The sequence below is a fragment of the Streptomyces sp. WAC05292 genome, assembly GCF_003949955.1.
GTDB classification, from domain to species: domain Bacteria; phylum Actinomycetota; class Actinomycetes; order Streptomycetales; family Streptomycetaceae; genus Streptomyces; species Streptomyces globosus.
This window is the reverse complement of record NZ_RPSE01000113.1, coordinates 1-16131: the sequence shown is the minus strand read 5'-3', so window position 1 is coordinate 16131 and position 16131 is coordinate 1. Positions and strand designations below refer to the sequence as shown.

Sequence of the window (16131 nt, the reverse complement as noted above, 5' to 3'; positions counted from 1 at the left end):
CCGCGACGCCATCCGCATCGTCCAGCACGACGACGAGGCGGCCGGGGGCTGCGGGGCCGGTTCGGCGGCCGCCTCGTCGTCGTGCTGGACGATGCGGATGGCGTCGCGGAGGGCCTCGCGCTGCTCGGCGGACATCATGCCGAAGAAGGCGACCAGGGCGGCGGCGGGGCTGTCGCTGGTCGACCAGGCCTCGTTCATGAGGGCGGCGGAGTAGGCGGCCCGGGTCGAGACGGCCGTGTACCGGTAGGCGCGGCCCTCGGACTCGCGGCGGACCCAGCCCTTCTGGTGGAGGTTGTCCATGACGGTCATGACCGTGGTGTAGGCGATGGACCGTTCCTGCTGGAGGTCTTCCAGGACTTCCCGCACCGTGACGGGGCGGTTCCACTGCCACACCCGCGTCATGACGGCGTCTTCGAGTTCTCCCAAGGGCCGGGGCACACCTGCACGATAGTGCGGAATGTACGGAATTGCCCGGTCATGCGCGCGGAAAAGGCGGCACAAAAATCGGGCGCACGGCCGGAAGGCCGTACGCCCGGGTGGTGCTCGGCCCGTCAGGGCTGCGACTGCCGGGCGGACTCGGCGCGGGAGAGCGCGGCGTCGACGGCCGCGTCCTCCTTCGCCTTGTTGGCGCCGCCCTGGCTCTTCACGATCGTCACGACGAGGGCGATGAAGAACGCGGCCATGACGACGGGGGGAAGGAGCGCGGAAACGTAGTCCATGCCCCCAGCGTAGCTACCCGGCGGCCCGGCCCGCCGCCGGGGGCGGGGTCGGCCTGCGGCGCGGCGGGAACACCTCGCCGGGGGTCGGCACGGGCCGCTGCGCGGGCCGCTCGCCCGGGCGCTCCGCGGGACGCTGGGGCCGCGCCGGCTCCTTCGGACCGGGCTTGGGCCGCGGCGGCTCCTGGCCGCCGCCCTCCCGGCCGCCGGCCAGGGCCAGCAGCCGGGTGCGCGGCGGGCCGAGGACCGGCCTGCGGCGCGACGGGGGCGGCTCGTCCGCGGTGCGGAGCCGCTCCAGCAGCGCCTCGGCGGCCGGGTGCGGGCGCAGGCCGCGCAGGGCGTCCAGATCCTCGGGGAGCGGCTCGCAGCCGGCGGCGAGGGCGTCCGCGAGGAGCCCCAGGTAGCCGGAGCGGCTGCCGGGCAGGGCGCTGCGGTAGCGGTCGAGGTCGGCGAGGAGGAACGCTCTGTGCCGGCCCGCCTCGCGGACCGCGTCGTCCACCGCCTGGGCGAGGTGCAGGCAGTCCTGGACCTCGGCGGCCGTCGGCGGGGCCGGTGAGGGCTGGAGGGCACGGGCGAGGGTGCGCCTGAGCACGCGCAGCTCGGCGGCGCTGAACGCCATGCCGCCGCGGGTTCCGTAGGGCGTGGGCATGCGCCGAAGATACGCGCTAATCGGACAAAATCCCCTGATCGTCGCGTTTGCGGCGCGGCGGCGGGGCAGGGCCCGCGGCCCCGGGCCGGCGGCCCCGCGTCAGCCGTGCTCCTTGACGGCCCGCAGGAAGTCGGCCCACGCGGCCTGCGTGGTGGCGAGGACGAGGTGCGCCGGGTCGCTCAGGTCGGCGACGCGCACCAGGTGGCCGGGGGCGGCGGACACGTAGACGCAGGCATCGCCGTCGCCGCAGTACGAGGACTTCTGCCAGGCGGGGTGAGCGGTCATGTGGTCTCTCCTCCGAGGGACGGGCTGGTACTTCCCGTGGTGGGACGGTAACTCCGGGGCGGGCCCCGTTCGGCTACTTCGGCCGAATTCGGTGCGTCGTGGCCGGTTCCAGGCGGGTGGCGAAGGCGCTCGCGGCGCGGACGACGTCCTCGGCGCTCCACTCCAGGCCGGGAGCGCCCACCTCCACCTCCGTGACGGACAGGCCGGGCACGGGCCCCGGCGACCAGCCGCGGAACAGCATCGTGCCGGTCTCCTCCGCGAGCCGGATCCCCGCGTCGGTCAGGAGGTCCGCCGCGTACGGCAGCCACACCTGGAACTGGTGGGTGTGCGGCTCCTCGGGGTGGATCCGGAACCAGGGCGTCCCGGCGGCGGCGAAGCCCTCCCGCAGGGCCTGTGCGACGGTCCGCGCACGGGCGACGTACTCGGGCAGCCGGGGCAGCTCCCGCTCCAGTCCGGCGAGCGCGGAGAGGGCTTGCGGGAACTGGCGGAAGACCTGGCCGCCGTAGCGGTGGCGCCACACCCTGGCCTCCTCCACCAGCGCGGCGGGCCCGGCGAGGGCCGCCCCGCTGAGCCCGCCCAGCGACTTGTAGAAGGACACGTAGACGGAGTCGGCGAGTCCGGCGATCTCGGGCAGCGGGCGGCCGAAGCGGACGGTGGACTCCCACAGCCGGGCCCCGTCGAAGTGGACCACCGCGTCCCGTTCGCGGGCGGCGCCGACGAGCCCTTCGAGCTCCTCCCAGGTCGGCAGCAGGAAGCCCGCGTCGCGCAGCGGCAGCTCCAGCACCAGCGTCCCGAACGGCTCCGCCAGCCCGGCGACCTCCTCGGCGGTCGGCTGGCGCGGCTCCCGCGTCGGGTGGACCGTGCGCAGCCCGGAGACCAGCGACAGGGCCCCGCCCTCCCACACCTCGGGGTGGCTCATCGGGTGCAGGGCCACGACCGGGCTGCCGGTGCGGCCGGCCCAGCAGCGCAGGGCGACCTGCTGGGCCATGGTCCCGGAGGGGAAGAACGCGGCGGCCTCCATGCCGAGCAGCTGCGCCACGCGCTCCTCCAGCCGGGCGACGACCCCGTCGCCGTACAGGTCCGCCGGCTCGTCGGGGTCGGGTGCGGCCAGGCCGGCGAGCAGCTCGCCGACCGTGGCCTCCCGTACACCGCGCCACAGAGTGCGCCGCGCGGTGCGGGCGGCCGCCACCAGCCGGTTCGCCCGCTCGATGTCATCCGTCATGGCCCAGATCATCCCTGATCGCGCCCGGCGGCCAGGGGCTAGCATGGCGGCGTATCGTCCGGTACCCCCCGCGGACTGGAACGGAAGGCCCTTCCCGCGTGAACGCACCCCATCCGACGGAACCCCCGGATCCGTCCGCCCGGCCCGCCCGGCTGTCCGTCGGCGTCGTCGGGGCCGGCCGGGTCGGCCCCGCGCTGGCCTGCGCCCTCCGGCTGGCCGGCCACCGGCCCGTCGCCGTCTCCGGCGTCTCCGACGCCTCCCGCCGCCGCGCGGAGCGGATGCTGCCCGGCGTGCCGCTCGTCCCGCCCGCGCGGGTGCTGGAGCTGGCCGACCTGGTGCTGCTGACCGTCCCCGACGACGCCCTGCCCGGGCTCGTGCAGGGCCTCGCCGAGACCGGCGCCGTCCGGCCCGGGCAGCTCCTCGTGCACACCTCCGGCCGGTACGGGGCCGCCGTCCTGGACCCGGCCCGCCGCGCGGGCGCGCTCCCGCTGGCCCTGCACCCGGCGATGACCTTCACCGGCACCGAGGTCGACGTCCAGCGGCTCGCCGGCTGCTCCTTCGGCGTCACCGCCCCCGAGGAGCTGCGGCTCGCCGCGGAGGCGCTGGTCATCGAGATGGGCGGCGAGCCGGAGTGGATCGCGGAGGAGGCGCGCCCGCTGTACCACGCGGGCCTGGCCCTCGGCGCGAACCACCTCGTCACGCTGGTCGCGCAGGCGATGGAGCTGCTGCGCAAGGCCGGCGTGGAGCACCCGGACCGGATGCTCGGCCCGCTGCTGGGCGCCGCCCTGGACAACGCCCTGCGCTCGGGCGACGCCGCGCTGACCGGTCCGGTGGCCCGCGGTGACGCCGGCACGGTCGCCGCGCACGTCTCGGAGCTGCGCAAGCACGCCCCGGGCACGGTCGCCGGATACCTGGCGATGGCCCGTACGACGGCCGACCGGGCACTGGCCCACGGGCTGCTGAGGCCCGAACTCGCCGAGGACCTGCTGGGGGTCCTCGCGGACAGCGCCGACGCCGCGGGCGGCGCCGAAGGGAGCGACGGCCGGTGAGCCGCGACCTGCTGCTGATCGACACCGCCGAGGAGCTGGCCAAGCTGCCGCGGGCGGGCTCCGGCCCGCGGGCCGTCGTCATGACCATGGGCGCCCTCCACGAGGGCCACGCGACCCTGGTCCGCACCGCGCGCGAGCAGGCCGGGCCCGAGGGGCAGGTCGTGGTCACCGTCTTCGTCAACCCGCTCCAGTTCGGCGCGAACGAGGACCTCGACCGCTACCCGCGCACCCTGGAGGCCGACCTCGTCCTGGCCCGGGAGGCCGGCGCCGACGCCGTGTTCGCCCCGGCCGTGGAGGAGGTCTACCCCGGCGGCGCGCCGCAGGTCCGGATCAGCTCCGGGCCCATGGGCGGGCGGCTGGAGGGCGCCACCCGGCCCGGGCACTTCGACGGGATGCTCACCGTCGTCGCCAAGCTGCTCCACCTCACCCGCCCCGACCTGGCCCTCTTCGGGCAGAAGGACGCCCAGCAGCTCGCGCTGATCCGGCGGATGGCGACCGACCTGAACTTCCCCGTCGAGATCGTCGGCGTGCCGACCGTCCGCGAGGAGGACGGGCTCGCCCTGTCCTCCCGCAACCGCTATCTGAACGCGGCGGAGCGGCGCACCGCGCTCGCCCTGTCCCGGGCCCTGTTCGCGGGCCGGGACCGGCTCGCCGCACAGGCCGCGCTGCGCGCCCGCGCCGAGGCCTCCCCCGCCAGCGACGAGCGGGCCACCGCCCTCGCCAGGCTCGGGGAGATCCGGGCCTCCGCCGACGCGCACGCCGTGTCCGCCGCGGGGACCGGCCTGCCCGACGCCGTGCGCGCCGCGTCGCTGCACGTGCTGGAGGAGGCGGGGCGGCTGGACCCGCCGCTGGTGCTGGACTACCTGGCCCTGGTGGACCCGGAGGACTTCACCGACGTCGGCCCGGACTTCACCGGGCGGGCCGTGCTGGCCGTCGCCGCGAAGGTCGGCGCCACCCGGCTGATCGACAACATCCCATTGGAGTTCGGAGCACACTCGTGAGCACCCCTGGCGCAGCCCCCGCCGGCACCGGCATACGGCTGCACGCGCCCGCACCCGGCTGGGCCCTCGACGCCGACGTCGTGGTCGTCGGCTCCGGCGTGGCCGGCCTGACCGCCGCCCTGCGCTGCGCCGCCGCGGGCCGCAGCACCGTCGTCGTCACCAAGGCCCGGCTGGACGACGGCTCCACCCGGTGGGCCCAGGGCGGCATCGCGGCCGCCCTCGGCGAGGGCGACACCCCGGAGCAGCACCTGGACGACACCCTCGTCGCGGGCGCCGGACTGTGCGACGGGGAGGCGGTGCGGCTGCTGGTCACCGAGGGGCCGGACGCCGTGCGGCGCCTGATCGCCTCCGGGGCCCGCTTCGACACGTCCGCGGAGACCGGCGAGATCGAGCTGACCCGCGAGGGCGGCCACCACCGGCGCCGCATCGCGCACGCCGGCGGCGACGCCACGGGCGCGGAGATCTCCCGGGCGCTCGTCGAGGCCGTCCACGCGGCGGGGATCCGCACCGTGGAGAACGCCCTGGTCCTGGACCTGCTCCAGGACGCCGAGGGCCGCACCGCCGGCGTGACCCTGCACGTCATGGGCGAGGGCCAGCACGACGGTGTCGGCGCCGTCCACGCGCCCGCCGTGATCCTCGCGACCGGCGGCATGGGCCAGGTGTTCTCCGCGACCACCAACCCGTCGGTGTCCACCGGCGACGGCGTCGCGCTCGCGCTGCGCGCCGGAGCCGAGGTCTCCGACCTGGAGTTCGTCCAGTTCCACCCGACCGTGCTCTTCCTGGGGCCCGACGCGGAGGGCCAGCAGCCGCTCGTGTCGGAGGCGGTCCGCGGCGAGGGCGCGCACCTCGTCGACGCCGACGGCGTCCGCTTCATGGTCGGCGCGCACGAGCTGGCCGAGCTCGCGCCCCGCGACATCGTCGCCAAGGGCATCATGCGCCGCATGCAGGAGCAGGGCGCGCAGCACATGTACCTGGACGCCCGGCACTTCGGCGCCGAGATGTGGGAGCAGCGCTTCCCGACGATCCTCGCCGCCTGCCGCGCCCACGGCATCGACCCGGTGACGGAGCCGATCCCGGTCGCGCCCGCCGCGCACTACGCCTCCGGCGGCGTCCGCACCGACCTGCACGGCCGCACCACCGTGCCCGGCCTGTACGCGTGCGGCGAGGTCGCCTGCACCGGAGTCCACGGCGCGAACAGGCTGGCCTCCAACTCGCTGCTGGAGGGCCTGGTCTTCGCCGAGCGGATCGCCGAGGACATCGCCCTCACGCGGCCCGCCGGCACCGGCCCGGGCATCCCGGTCCCCTCCACCGGCCCGCTCCAGCCCGCCGAGGCGCGCCAGGAGGTCCAGCGCATCATGACCGAGGGGGCGGGCGTGCTCCGCTCCGCCGAGTCGCTGCGCCGGGCCGCCGCCGCCCTGGAGGACCTGTACGCCACCGCGCTGTCGGCCCAGGAGGCCGACGGCAAGACCGCCGTGCCGGGCACCGAGACCTGGGAGGCCACGAACCTGCTGTGCGTGGCCCGGGTCCTGGTCGCCGCCGCGCTGCGGCGCGAGGAGACCCGCGGCTGCCACTGGCGCGAGGACTTCCCCGAGCGCGACGACGCCGCCTGGCGCCGCCACCTCGTCGTCAGGCTGTCCGCCACCGAGAAGCGGGCCCTCGTCGTCACCACCACCGACTCCGCGGACTTCCCGTCCGTACAGCACCCCCTGAGCCAGGAGCAGTCAACGTGAGCACCCCCGAACTCCCCCTGATCGAGCAGAACGAAGGCGGCTGCGGCGACGGCTGCGGCTGCGGCGACGGCGAGGAGAGCGGCTTGGACCCGGCGCTGGCCCAGCTGCTGGCCGACGCCGGGCTGGACCCGGTCGAGGTCGAGGACATCGCCCACATGGCGCTGGCCGAGGACCTCGACGGCGGCGAGGACGTCACCACGGTCGCGACCGTGCCCGAGGACGCCGAGGCCGTGGCCGACTTCGTCGCCCGCGAGGACGGCGTCGTGGCCGGCCTGCGGATCGCCGAGGCCGTCTTCTCCGTCGTCTGCACCGAGTCCTTCGAGGTCGAGCGGCACGCCGAGGACGGCGACGCGGTGAAGAAGGGCGACGTGCTGCTGTCGGTGCGGGCCCGCACCCGGGACCTGCTGACGGCCGAGCGCAGCGCCCTGAACATCGTGTGCCGGCTGTCCGGGATCGCGACGGCCACCCGCCGCTGGGCGGACGTCCTGGAGGGCACGAAGGCGAAGGTCCGCGACACCCGCAAGACGACGCCGGGCCTGCGCTCCCTGGAGAAGTACGCGGTCCGCTGCGGCGGCGGCGTCAACCACCGCATGTCGCTGTCGGACGCCGCGCTGGTCAAGGACAACCACGTCGTCGCCGCGGGCGGCGTCGCGGAGGCGTTCCGGGCCGTGCGCGAGGCCTTCCCGGAGGTGCCGATCGAGGTCGAGGTCGACACGATGCACCAGGTCCGCGAGGTCCTCGACGCGGGCGCCGACCTGATCCTGCTGGACAACTTCACGGTGCCCGAGACCGAGGAGGCCGTCACCCTCGTGGCCGGCCGGGCCGTCCTGGAGTCCTCCGGCCGGCTCACCCTGGACACCGCCCGCGCGTACGCCGAGACGGGCGTCGACTACCTCGCGGTGGGCGCGCTGACCCACTCCTCGCCCATCCTCGACATCGGCCTCGACCTGCGCGAGGCGGTGTAACCGGTGCTGCTCACCATCGACGTGGGCAACACCCACACGGTGCTCGGCCTCTTCGACGGGGAGGAGATCGTCGAGCACTGGCGGATCTCCACCGACCCGCGCCGCACGGCCGACGAGATGGCCGTCCTGATGCAGGGCCTGATGGGCACGCACCCGATGCTGGGCAGCGAGCTCGGCGACGGCATCCACGGCATCGCGATCTGCTCGACGGTGCCGTCGGTGCTGCACGAGCTGCGCGAGGTGACCCGCCGCTACTACGGCGACGTCCCGGCGGTGCTGGTCGAGCCCGGCATCAAGACGGGCGTGCCGATCCTGATGGACAACCCCAAGGAGGTCGGCGCGGACCGCATCATCAACGCGGTCGCGGCCGTCGAGCTCTACGGCGGGCCCGCGATCGTGGTGGACTTCGGCACCGCGACCACCTTCGACGCGGTGTCGGCCCGCGGCGAGTACGTCGGCGGGGTGATCGCCCCGGGCATAGAGATCTCGATGGAGGCGCTCGGCGTGCGCGGGGCGCAGCTCCGCAAGATCGAGCTGGCCCGGCCGCGGCACGTGATCGGCAAGTCCACCGTCGAGGCGATGCAGTCGGGCGTGGTGTACGGGTTCGCGGGCCAGGTGGACGGTGTCGTGACCCGGATGGCGCGCGAGCTGGCCGGCCCGCACGGCGACCCGGACGACGTGCGCGTCATCGCGACCGGCGGTCTGGCTCCGATGGTGCTGGGCGAGTCGTCGGTGATCGACGACCACCAGCCGTGGCTCACCCTGGTGGGGCTGCGCCTGGTCTACGAGCGTAACGCCCCGAACTTCGGCTGACGGGCCCGCGACCGGCGGGCCCGGCCCGCGGCCCCGCCGTCAGCAGGGCCGCGGGCGGGTCAGCAGGCGGCGGACGGCCGCGCGCCAGGGGTGCTGTGCCGCGCGGCCGTCGACGACCGCCTGGAACCGGGCGTACGTACGGGCCGCGCGGACGACGGCGGCGTCGTGGCGGCCCGGCGGCGGGGGCGGGGCCTCGTGGTGCCGGGCCGCCCGGTACGTGTCGATGAGGTACTGCTCGATCGCTGTCATCCCTCCACCCTGGACCCGCCCGGGCCGGACCGCACGACGATTGGCAAGTGCCGTCAATCGACCGGGGTCCTGCCTGGTCAGGGGCGGTTGAGGGCCAGAATGGCCCGATGAGCGTCACCATCGACATCGCCGGCCTCCCCGACGAGCGCATCGCGTTCGCGCCCTCCCCGCTCGCCGAGCTGTGCATGGCCCTGCACGCGCTGTCCCAGCCCGCCCACCACCCGGAGCTGGCGTCCTGGACGGCCGCCACGGCCGCCGGCCTCGACCCGTGCATCGCGGACCGGCTGCTGGAGGGCGACTTCATGTGGCGCAGCTCGTTCTCCGACATATTCATGGCCTTCGCGGGGATCCCCGGCGGCTCCGGCCTGCCCGCGGCGACGCTCGCCGAGGAACTCGACGTCCTCGACCGGATGGACGACGAGCGGTTCGTGACGGCCGCCCTGGAGCACTGCTGGCTGGCGCTGTACAACGAGGGCGGCGGGCCGTCCCCGCTGACCGACGCGGGGGCGCGGGCCCGGGTGCTGGAGACGGCCGCGGCGCGCGGGCCCGGCCGGCTGGAGTTCTCGCTGCGGCTGCTGGACGACACCGCGGGCGTACGGGTGTGGCTGCGGCGGCTGCTGGAGGACTGCGACGAGGCGTTCTTCGCGCAGACGTGGCGCCGGGTGGGGCCCGAGCAGGCCGCGGACGCGCGGCACAAGGCGGAGGTGCTGCGCCGCAAGGGGCTGGCGGCCGCGCTGGCGGAGGTCTCCGGCGCCCTGAGCCTCGATCCGGAGCGGACCGTCATCACCGCGGACAAGATGGTGCACGGCACCGCGACCGCGACCGATCCCCGGATGGGCCCCGGACTGGTGTTCGTACCCACGCACTTCGGCTGGCCCCACCTGCTCGTGCTGCACGCCCCCGGCTGGCGGCCGGTCGTCCACTACCCGGTGCGCCGGCCCGAACTGCCCTCCCCCGGCTCGGTCGAGACGCTCGTGCGCCGAATGGAGGCACTGGCGCACCCCATGCGGATGATGCTGTGCCGGAGTCTGGCCCGGGCTCCGTACACGACGAGCGAGCTGGCGCGGGTCCACGGCATCACCCCTCCGGAGGTGTCCCGGCACCTTTCGGCCCTGAAGAAGGCGGGTCTGCTGCATACGCGCCGTCAGGGGCGATATGCGCAGCACCAGTTGGATCTGGGGGCGGTTGCCCGGATCGGACCCGACTTCATCGAGGGCGTCCTGCGGTAGAGACGGCCGGTTTCGAACCATACGGATGTACCGATATATGGAATTCACAAACCGGAATCAGTGAAAACTCTGGCCAGATCCGCCTCCCCGTCTATAACGTGCGTCCACCACTCCCCCCACGTAGCGCGTTTCGCTTCCGTGTGTCCGCTCGCACCCGTCGTGGAAGGACCTTCATGCCGTCACGCCGTATAGCTGCCGCGACCGCCGCCCTGGCCGCCGCCGCCCTCGCCTCCCCCCTGCTCCTGGCCGGACCGGCCGGGGCGACCAGCCCGCAGAGCGACGCCGCCCGTGCCGACGCACTGGCCAGGAAGCTGGTCAAGGACTCGACCGGCAAGGGCGCCTACAACCACCTGAAGGTCTTCCAGTCGATCGCCGACTACAACAACGGGCACCGCGCGGCCGGCTCCAAGGGGCACGTGCAGTCCGCCCAGTACGTGGAATCGGTGCTCCGGAACGCCGGCTACAACGTCTCGCGCAACGAGTTCGAATTCACGTACGTCGAGACGGTCGCGGAATCCCTGAAGGTGAACGGCGCGAACGGCCGCGACGTGCCCATCCACCTGATGACGTACACCGCGAGCGGCCCCGAGGGCGGCGTCACGGCACAGCTCGCCGCGGCTCCCGTCGACGCCGACGGCACCAACGGCTGCGAGCCCGGCGACTTCGCGGCGGGCGCCTTCACCGGAAAGATCGCCCTGGTCAAGCGCGGCGGCTGCACCTTCGCGGTGAAGCAGGCCAACGCGGCGGCGGCCGGCGCGGTCGGCGCGGTCATCTACAACAACACCGACGGCGCCCTCAACGGCACCCTCGGCGACCCGGCCGCCGGGAAGATCCCGACCGGCGGCGTCACCCAGGCGGACGGCGAGAAGCTCGCCGCCGAGGCGGCGGCGGGCCCGGTCGAGGTCACCCTGGACATCCGCGAGCTGCGCGAGCAGCGCAAGACGTTCAACGTCGTCGCGGAGACGAAGGGCGGCGACGAGAACAACACCGTCTTCCTCGGCGCGCACCTGGACTCGGTCGCGGCCGGTCCGGGCATCAACGACAACGGCTCGGGCTCCGCGGGCATCCTCCAGGTGGCGCAGCGCCTGGCGAGCAGCCAGAACAAGGTCAAGAACAAGGTGAAGTTCGCCTGGTGGTCGGCCGAGGAGTTCGGCCTGCTCGGCTCCGAGGCGTACGTCGGCGGCCTGACCGAGGCGCAGAAGAAGCAGATCAAGCTGTACCTCAACTTCGACATGATCGGCTCGCCGAACGCCGCCTACTTCGTCTACGACGGCGACGACTCCGACGGCGTCGGCGCCGGCCCGGGCCCGGAGGGCTCCGCCCAGCTGGAGAAGGGCATCACGGACTTCCTGGACTCGAAGAACATCCCGCACGAGGGCACCGACTTCACGGGCCGCTCGGACTACGGCCCGTTCATCGAGGTCGGCATCCCCTCGGGCGGCACCTTCACCGGCGCCGAGGGCATCAAGACCGCGGCGCAGGCGGCGAAGTTCGGCGGCGAGGCCGGCAAGGCCTACGACCCGAACTACCACGCCGCGGGTGACGACCTGTCCAACATCGACCAGAAGGCCCTGGACATCAACGTGGACGTGATCGCGGACGCGGTCGGCCACTACGCCCACGACCTGGCGCCGCTGTCGCGGCCGGTGGTCTCGCAGCCGACCGGCGGCGACGCCGGCAGCGGCGGCGGCCTCCACGACGGCCACGGCCACGAGGTCACCGAGTAGCACCGGGGGCCGAGCAGCACCGGCGGCAGCCGGCCTGCGGAAACGGTCCGGCGGGGCCGGGCGGTGCACGTCACCGCCCGGCCCCGCCGCGCGTCCGCGGAAGGCCGCTCAGTCCTGCGGCCAGGCCTCCACGCCGACCGGCTGGACCAGCCACCCGAAGTCGCCGAGGCCGCCGCGCGCGGTGAGCTCGGCCGCCTCCCCGGCCGCCGCGAGCGCCCGTACGTACGCCGCCGGGTCGGACGAGGCCAGGGCCAGCGGCGGCCGGGCCCCCGAGACGCCGAGCGCGGCCAGCGCCTCCCGCTGGGTCAGCAGCACCGCGCCCGGCCCGGCGCAGGAGTCGAGGGCGACGTGCGCGGTGATGTCGCAGCCGCCGTCCGGCACGGGCGGGACCTGCCGGCCCTCCCGGAAGCCGGCCAGCGTGCCGTGCGGGGGCCGCGCCGCGCGGGTGTGCGCGTAGTCGACGGCCACGGCCAGGCCCCGCTCCAGCGTCGCGACGGCCGCCGCCCACGCCTCGTCCCGCGGCCGGCCGATCTCGGCCCGGCCCGCTCCCGGCCACCAGCGCGCGAGCCACTCCCGGTCGGCGCCGCCCACCGGCCCGCCCGGGGTCTCTGCGCCGTCCGCGCCGACCAGGACGTACCGCCCGCCCTCGGCCACGTCCAGGGGGACGTTGTCCAGCCACTCGTTGGCGAAGAGCAGCCCCACCGCGCCCTGCGGAGGCTCGGCCGCCCAGGTGATCCGCGGGTCCAGCCCGGCCGGCCGCCCCGCCTTCTCCACCGCGTACGGGCGCACCCGCGCGGCCGTCTCCCGCGGCAGCGCCGCCAGCACCCCGGCCAGCAGCTCCCCGCGCCCGGCGCCGACGTCGACCAGGTCCAGCCGGTCCGGCCGGCCGAGCTGCCCGTCGACCCGGCACAGCAGCCGGGCCACGGCCCGCGCGTACAGCGGGGACGCGTGGACGGAGGTCCGGAAGTGCCCGGCGGGGCCCGGTCCGCCCGGGCGCACGTAGAAGCCGCCCGGCCCGTACAGCGCCGCCTCCATCGCCGCGCGCCAGCCGACCGGGCCGCGGCGTCCGCCCTGAGTGCTCATCCCCCACAGGCTAAGCTCGACCTCCACCTTGCGGAGTACGCGTCCGGAGGACGGATCGCCCCTGTGGTTGACTCCAGCACCTATCCCGTCTTCCTACCCTGATTACGTGCAGCGCCTCTACGACTTCTTCCGCAGACACCCCACGGGGGTCGACACCTTCTGGGCTGTCCTCCTGTGCGGGATCGCGCTGCTCGAGGTCGCCGGCTCGGGCTCCGGCACCGCCGCCAAACTCCTCGCGGTCCCCTCGGTCGCCGCCATGGGCGCGGCCGTCGCCCTGCGCCGCCGGTGGACCCGCGCGGTGTTCGCGGTGGCCGTCGGCGCCGGCGCCTACCAGCTGCTGGCCGGCGTCCCGATCCACACCGCCGACTTCGGCATGCTCGTCGTCCTCTACACGGTCGCCGCCTCGGCGGCCGTCCCGCGGTCCCTGTCCCGGGCCGCCTTCGGCACGGGGCTGGCCGCGGCCCCGCTGTACTCGCTGCGCTTCCCCGTCGACAAGGGCGACAGCACAGCGAACGTCCTGTTCACGCTGTTCGCCATGGTCCCCTTCGCGCTCGCCTGGGTGCTCGGCGACTCGCTGCGCACCCGCCGCGCCTACTACGCCGAGCTCGTCGAGCGGAACCAGCGGCTGGAGAAGGAGCGCGAGGCCCAGGCGAAGGTCGCGGTGGCCGCGGAGCGCGCCCGGATCGCCCGCGAGCTGCACGACGTCGTCGCGCACAACGTCTCGGTGATGGTGGTCCAGGCGGACGGGGCGGCGTACGTCATGGACGTCGCCCCGGAGCAGGCCAAGGAGGCCCTCCAGACGATCTCCGGCACCGGGCGCCAGGCACTCGCCGAGATGCGCCGCCTGCTGGGCGTGCTGCGCACGGGCGAGCCGCAGGAGTCCGAGGACTACGTGCCCCAGCCGGACGTGGAGCAGATCGAGGTCCTCGTCGAGCAGGTGCGCGCGGCCGGCCTCGACGTCGACTTCGAGGTGGAGGGCGCGCCGCGCAAGCTGCCCACCGGGGTCGAGCTCACCGCGTACCGGATCGTGCAGGAGGCGCTGACGAACACGCGCAAGCACGGCGGCCCGGACGCCAGCGCGAGCGTCCGGCTGGTGTACTTCGACGACGGCCTCGGGCTGCTCGTCGAGGACGACGGCCGCGGCGCGGCCCACGAGATGTACGAGGACGGCGGCGCCGACGGCGCCGGGCACGGGCTGATCGGCATGCGCGAGCGGGTCGGTATGGTCGGCGGAACCCTGGACGCGGGCCCGCGTCCCGGCGGCGGATTCCGGATCAGCGCGCTGCTTCCGCTCAAGAAGAGTTGACGAGGACGAGGTCGAGGTAACTGATGTCCATCCGAGTGATGCTGGTCGACGACCAGGTGCTGCTGCGCACGGGCTTCCGGATGGTGCTCGCCGCCCAGCCCGACATGGAGGTCGTCGCCGAGGCGGGCGACGGCCTGGAGGCGCTGGAGGTGCTGCGCTCCACCAAGGTGGACGTGGTCCTGATGGACGTGCGCATGCCCCGCCTGGACGGGGTGGAGGCGACGCGGCGCATCTGCGCGGCCCCCGAGCACCCGAAGGTCATCATCCTGACCACCTTCGACCTGGACGAGTACGCCTTCTCCGGGCTGAAGGCCGGCGCGAGCGGGTTCATGCTGAAGGACGTGCCGCCCGCGGAGCTGCTGGCCGCGATCCGCTCGGTGCACAGCGGCGACGCCGTGGTGGCGCCGTCGACGACGCGCAGGCTCCTGGACCGGTTCGCCCCGATGCTGCCGACCAGCACGCAGGAGCCGCAGAACAAGGAGATCGAGCGGCTGACCGAGCGCGAGCGGGAGGTCATGCTGCTGGTGGCGCAGGGCCTGTCGAACGGCGAGATCGCGGCCCGGCTGGTGCTGTCGGAGGCGACCGTCAAGACGCACGTGGGCCGGATCCTGACCAAGCTGAACCTGCGCGACCGGGTGCAGGTCGTCGTCCTCGCCTACGAGTCGGGCCTGGTCCGGGCCGGCGGCGGCGCCGCGTAGCCGCCGGCCCCGCGGCCGGTCGGCCGGCCGGGCCGGCGGCCGCCGGTGTCAGCCGGCGGCCATCCAGCGGTCCGGGCGGGCGCCCGCCCGGGAGGTCCGCGAGCGGTCCGCCTGGGCGGCGAGCAGCTCGGCGGCCTCGTCCGCGGCGCGCAGGCGTGCGGTGACCGTGCCGGAGGCCCCGTGGTCGACGTGGACGTCGGCCACGCCGCGGGCCCGCTCCCAGGGGCCCTGCGTGAGCCGGATGCTCTGCACCTTGGCGTGCGGGACGATGTCGGTACGGCGGCACAGCCGGCCGCGGCGCGCCGCGAAGACCTCCGGCGAGACCGCCAGCGCGTACCCCTTCCACCACACCGGCACCACCCAGCGCGCCGCGCCGCGCGGCGCGGGCGCGAACTCCAGGGCCTCCGGGTCGGCGCCCGGCAGGATCCGGGCGATCAGCTCCCGGGCCGCGGCCCGGGTGGCCACCGGGACGAGCACCCCGTTCTTCGACCCGGCGACGGACAGCTCGACGCGGACCCAGCCGCGCCGCCGCCACAGCAGCGGCTCCACGATCCGCACGGACTGCACCCGCCCCGGCGGGACGGTCTCGTGGGCGCGGTCCAGCATGCCGTGGTCCAGCCGGAGCCCGTCGGGGGACTCGGCGACCCGCCAGTCGTACTCGTCCAGGAAGCGGCCGAACGTACCCGCCCAGGCCGCCGCCAGGACGGGCAGGAGCGCGGCGAACGCCCACGGGCCGTCGGCGTACCGCGACACGGCGAAGGCGGCGGCCGCCGCGGCGGGTACGGCCGCCCAGGCCGACAGGGTCAGCGCGAGCGCCACCGCCAGGTCCCGGGGCCGCACCCGCAGCAGCTCCCGCTGCGGTGCCTCTCCCACCCCGGCGGCCTGCTCGGGCGCGAAGCCGGCGGCGCGGGCCAGCAGCTCGGCCCGCAGCGCGGAGGCCGTCCGCTCGTCGAGGAAGGCCAGCTCGTCCTTGGCCTCGGTGCCGATGACGTCGAGCCGCAGCTTGGCGACGCCCGCCACCCGGGCCAGCAGCGGGCGGGTGACGTCCACGGCCTGGATGCGGTCGAGCCGGATGTGGGCGGTGCGCCGGAAGAGCAGCCCGCTGCGGATGCGCAGCTCGGTGGCGGTGACCGCGTACCGGGTGAACCACCAGCTCAGGAAGCCGTACGCGGCGAAGAACGCGACGAACGCGGCGAGCACGGCGGCCCGCGCCACCGGGGAGAGGCCGCCGGCCCACTCCGCGACGCGGTCGCCCTGCTGGGCGGCGATGCCGAAGGTGGCGGCGATCGGCACCCAGGCGCGGCGCAGCGGCGTCAGCACGTGCAGCCTCTGTTCGGCGCCCTCGCCGCCGGCCGGGGGCACGCCGGGCACGGCGGCATCCCCGGGCGCGGGGGCGGCCGGCCCGGAGG

17 protein-coding genes are annotated in these 16131 nt (G+C 75.2%); 9 read left to right on the top strand and 8 right to left on the bottom strand.

Going from position 1 to position 16131, the window contains the following annotated elements:
• From EF903_RS14990 to EF903_RS14975, 5 genes are all read right to left on the bottom strand, one after another.
• On the bottom strand, positions 1-438 hold a 438-nt coding region (locus tag EF903_RS14990; protein ID WP_260615339.1), incomplete at its 3' end, for a BlaI/MecI/CopY family transcriptional regulator.
• Between the two features lie 113 nt (positions 439-551).
• Entirely contained in the window at positions 552-719 is a 168-nt protein-coding gene (locus tag EF903_RS34075) for a hypothetical protein (RefSeq protein ID WP_185902668.1), read from the bottom strand.
• Positions 720-732: 13 nt separating this feature from the next.
• A complete protein-coding gene (locus tag EF903_RS14985; protein ID WP_125543724.1) occupies positions 733-1365 on the bottom strand; it encodes a hypothetical protein in 633 nt (210 codons plus the stop codon).
• A gap of 99 nt (positions 1366-1464) precedes the next feature.
• Positions 1465-1650, bottom strand: coding sequence for a DUF397 domain-containing protein (locus tag EF903_RS14980; protein ID WP_114053572.1), 186 nt, complete (start codon positions 1648-1650; stop codon positions 1465-1467).
• 73 nt (positions 1651-1723) lie between these two features.
• Entirely contained in the window at positions 1724-2872 is a 1149-nt protein-coding gene (locus EF903_RS14975; RefSeq protein ID WP_125543723.1) for a low specificity L-threonine aldolase, read from the bottom strand.
• A 98-nt stretch (positions 2873-2970) separates the two neighbouring features.
• Between EF903_RS14975 and EF903_RS14970 the strand changes: the two genes are divergently transcribed.
• The 5 genes from EF903_RS14970 to EF903_RS14950 are packed head-to-tail and all read left to right on the top strand — an operon-like array spanning position 2971 to position 8430.
• Positions 2971-3921, top strand: a complete 951-nt coding sequence (locus EF903_RS14970) for a Rossmann-like and DUF2520 domain-containing protein (RefSeq protein WP_125543722.1) — start codon at positions 2971-2973, stop codon at positions 3919-3921.
• Positions 3918-4922, top strand: coding sequence for a pantoate--beta-alanine ligase (gene panC, locus EF903_RS14965; protein ID WP_125543721.1), 1005 nt, complete (start codon positions 3918-3920; stop codon positions 4920-4922). The genes EF903_RS14970 and panC overlap by 4 nt, the downstream gene beginning before the upstream one ends.
• Positions 4919-6652: an L-aspartate oxidase gene (locus EF903_RS14960; RefSeq protein WP_125543720.1), complete on the top strand. Its 1734-nt coding sequence runs from the start codon at positions 4919-4921 to the stop codon at positions 6650-6652. The genes panC and EF903_RS14960 overlap by 4 nt, the downstream gene beginning before the upstream one ends.
• The gene (nadC, locus tag EF903_RS14955; protein ID WP_125543719.1) at positions 6649-7617 is read left to right on the top strand and encodes a carboxylating nicotinate-nucleotide diphosphorylase; all 969 of its coding nucleotides are present in this window, start codon (positions 6649-6651) and stop codon (positions 7615-7617) included. Before EF903_RS14960 ends, nadC begins: the two co-directional genes overlap by 4 nt.
• Positions 7618-7620: 3 nt before the next feature.
• Entirely contained in the window at positions 7621-8430 is an 810-nt protein-coding gene (locus EF903_RS14950; protein WP_114053567.1) for a type III pantothenate kinase, read from the top strand.
• Between the two features lie 39 nt (positions 8431-8469).
• Here EF903_RS14950 and EF903_RS14945 read toward each other — a convergent pair whose 3' ends face one another.
• Entirely contained in the window at positions 8470-8679 is a 210-nt protein-coding gene (locus EF903_RS14945) for a hypothetical protein (RefSeq protein WP_125543718.1), read from the bottom strand.
• Between the two features lie 107 nt (positions 8680-8786).
• Here EF903_RS14945 and EF903_RS14940 point away from each other — a divergent pair, with 107 nt between their 5' ends.
• Positions 8787-9908 carry a DUF5937 family protein gene (locus EF903_RS14940; RefSeq protein ID WP_125543717.1) on the top strand — a complete coding sequence of 374 codons (1122 nt, stop codon included), beginning with the start codon at positions 8787-8789 and terminating at the stop codon, positions 9906-9908.
• Positions 9909-10081: 173 nt separating this feature from the next.
• Entirely contained in the window at positions 10082-11635 is a 1554-nt protein-coding gene (locus EF903_RS14935) for a M28 family metallopeptidase (RefSeq protein WP_125543716.1), read from the top strand.
• Between the two features lie 108 nt (positions 11636-11743).
• Here EF903_RS14935 and EF903_RS14930 read toward each other — a convergent pair whose 3' ends face one another.
• Positions 11744-12718 (bottom strand): SAM-dependent methyltransferase, encoded by a 975-nt coding sequence (locus tag EF903_RS14930; protein WP_125543715.1) that lies wholly within the window; start codon positions 12716-12718, stop codon positions 11744-11746.
• A gap of 106 nt (positions 12719-12824) precedes the next feature.
• Between EF903_RS14930 and EF903_RS14925 the strand changes: the two genes are divergently transcribed.
• Both EF903_RS14925 and EF903_RS14920 read left to right on the top strand, forming a co-directional pair.
• The gene (locus tag EF903_RS14925; RefSeq protein WP_125543714.1) at positions 12825-14024 is read left to right on the top strand and encodes a sensor histidine kinase; all 1200 of its coding nucleotides are present in this window, start codon (positions 12825-12827) and stop codon (positions 14022-14024) included.
• Positions 14025-14047: 23 nt separating this feature from the next.
• Complete coding sequence (locus EF903_RS14920; protein WP_125543713.1) at positions 14048-14722, top strand: response regulator transcription factor; 675 nt, start codon at positions 14048-14050, stop codon at positions 14720-14722.
• 48 nt (positions 14723-14770) lie between these two features.
• On the opposite strand, the gene EF903_RS14915 is transcribed toward EF903_RS14920, so the two are convergent.
• On the bottom strand, positions 14771-16131 hold a 1361-nt coding region (locus tag EF903_RS14915), incomplete at its 5' end, for a PH domain-containing protein (RefSeq protein ID WP_399420883.1).

Coding starts and splice junctions, on each gene's coding strand:
- EF903_RS34075 (WP_185902668.1), bottom strand. CDS start 719: ATGGACTACGTTTCCGCGCTCCTTCCCCCCGTCGTCATGGCCGCGTTC.
- EF903_RS14985 (WP_125543724.1), bottom strand. CDS start 1,365: ATGCCCACGCCCTACGGAACCCGCGGCGGCATGGCGTTCAGCGCCGCC.
- EF903_RS14980 (WP_114053572.1), bottom strand. CDS start 1,650: ATGACCGCTCACCCCGCCTGGCAGAAGTCCTCGTACTGCGGCGACGGC.
- EF903_RS14975 (WP_125543723.1), bottom strand. CDS start 2,872: ATGACGGATGACATCGAGCGGGCGAACCGGCTGGTGGCGGCCGCCCGC.
- EF903_RS14945 (WP_125543718.1), bottom strand. CDS start 8,679: ATGACAGCGATCGAGCAGTACCTCATCGACACGTACCGGGCGGCCCGG.
- EF903_RS14940 (WP_125543717.1), top strand. CDS start 8,787: ATGAGCGTCACCATCGACATCGCCGGCCTCCCCGACGAGCGCATCGCG.
- EF903_RS14935 (WP_125543716.1), top strand. CDS start 10,082: ATGCCGTCACGCCGTATAGCTGCCGCGACCGCCGCCCTGGCCGCCGCC.
- EF903_RS14930 (WP_125543715.1), bottom strand. CDS start 12,718: ATGAGCACTCAGGGCGGACGCCGCGGCCCGGTCGGCTGGCGCGCGGCG.
- EF903_RS14920 (WP_125543713.1), top strand. CDS start 14,048: ATGTCCATCCGAGTGATGCTGGTCGACGACCAGGTGCTGCTGCGCACG.